This window comes from Amycolatopsis jejuensis, from assembly GCF_000717335.1.
Lineage (GTDB): Bacteria > Actinomycetota > Actinomycetes > Mycobacteriales > Pseudonocardiaceae > Amycolatopsis > Amycolatopsis jejuensis.
Map to the genome: position 1 here is coordinate 1 of NZ_JNYZ01000083.1, position 1,545 is coordinate 1,545.

At 68.0% G+C, this 1,545-nt stretch carries 1 protein-coding gene; it reads right to left on the reverse strand.

What is annotated here, in order from left to right:
* Window positions 1-23 precede the first annotated feature (23 nt).
* Window positions 24-1,433: a transposase gene (locus tag OO71_RS45805; protein WP_342669997.1), complete on the reverse strand. Its 1,410-nt coding sequence runs from the start codon at window positions 1,431-1,433 to the stop codon at window positions 24-26.
* Window positions 1,434-1,545 lie beyond the last annotated feature (112 nt).

Here is a 1,545-nt window from a genome sequence, read left to right on the forward strand (position 1 = left end):
TTCCGTGATGGTTCCCTTGGGTTTTAACGTGTTGGTGTGGTGGGTTTTGTGCCGCGTCTGCTGTTTTTGAGGTGTGTTGGGTGGTGGGGCCGGGGTGGGCGGGTGGAGCCGGTGGGGCGTCCGGGGCCGGGGTGGGTGGTTTTTGGTGGTTTGGCGGGGGTGCTGGTCAGGGCACGAACCCGCCGGAAATCGCGGCGGACCCGCCGGGGTGACATCGCCTGTGGTGGTTGTGGTTTTTCCCACGGTAACCGCAGGTCTTGGGTGAGGCCGCGAGCCAGGCGCAGGTGTGTGTAGGCGGCTAGGACCACCCAGCCCCACCGCAGTGCGGTGTCGGGAAGCATCGGCGCGGGCATCGTCCACCCGAGGTCTTGTTTGACGAACCGGAAGGTGTGCTCGATGTCGAACCGCCGTTGGTAGGCGGCGAACACGGTGGTCAGATCCAGCGTGGTGGGACCGGCGTGCCATAGCCACATCGGCTTCGCGGGTTTCCCGCCACCGGGCAGGTGCTCGATCTCGACCCGGACCACCGTGCCTGCCACGATCGGCAACGGCCCGTCATGGCCGCTCCAGTACCCCTCCCGCGCCAGCCTGCGATGCCGCCGATCCCAGCCCGACACCGTGACCCGGCCATAGCGAGGCGAGATGAGGTGCACGCGGCGATCGGCAGTGGTGAGGGTCTCGGCCTTGCCCAGGGAGATCTTGTCGCCGTGCCGGCGCCGCCGGCCCTTCGTGCCCGGGGGCGCAGGTGCGGGTTCGGCGTGGAAGTTCTGGTTGGACCGTAACCGCCCCACGATGTGCACCCCGCCACGGTGATGGTGGCTTAATGCCATGAGGTCGTACTCGGAGTCGAACACGAACCCCGCCGGCTCGTCCCGCCCGAGAGTGGCCCACCCGGCACGGACCCGTTCGATCGCGGCCAGCGTGACCGAGGTCAGGGTGTCCCCGGGAGCGAGCCTGGCCAGGTCCACCGGCGCAGTCCAGGAGGCAGGACCCCACTCCAGGGCCGTCAGCACCGCGAACGGCCACCCCGGCGTGACCGGGTGCCCCGCCGCGGTCCGGGCTGATTTGTCGTGCACCATCAGCCGCTGCGGCGAGCACCCCGCCTCCGGGCGGGCCCAGTTCGACACATCCCCGGCAAACCACACCATCCCCGCCCGGCCCGCTACCGCCACCTCCAGCAGCAACGCCCGCAACCGGGTTTCATCAACACGGCCCCGAGCCAGCGCGGCATACACACTGCCATGACCCCGGCGAAACTCCGGCTCCAGCGACAACCCCGGCAGCGACCCCACCCGGCCTCCCGCACAGACCAGCGCATCAGCCAGCTCGAACAACCCGTCAGCCCGCCGAGCCAGGCACCCATACAACCTGGCACGGAAATCCACCAGATCCCCGACACCACCCAGCACAGCAACATCCTGCACACTGACCACGCAGCCCTTGGTTCTCGACCCTCTTCCCTAGACAAGAAGAGATCATCAACCAAGGGCTGCACCCATGATCAACCAGGGCCACCACCCACAACCCCGACGTTAAAACCCAAGG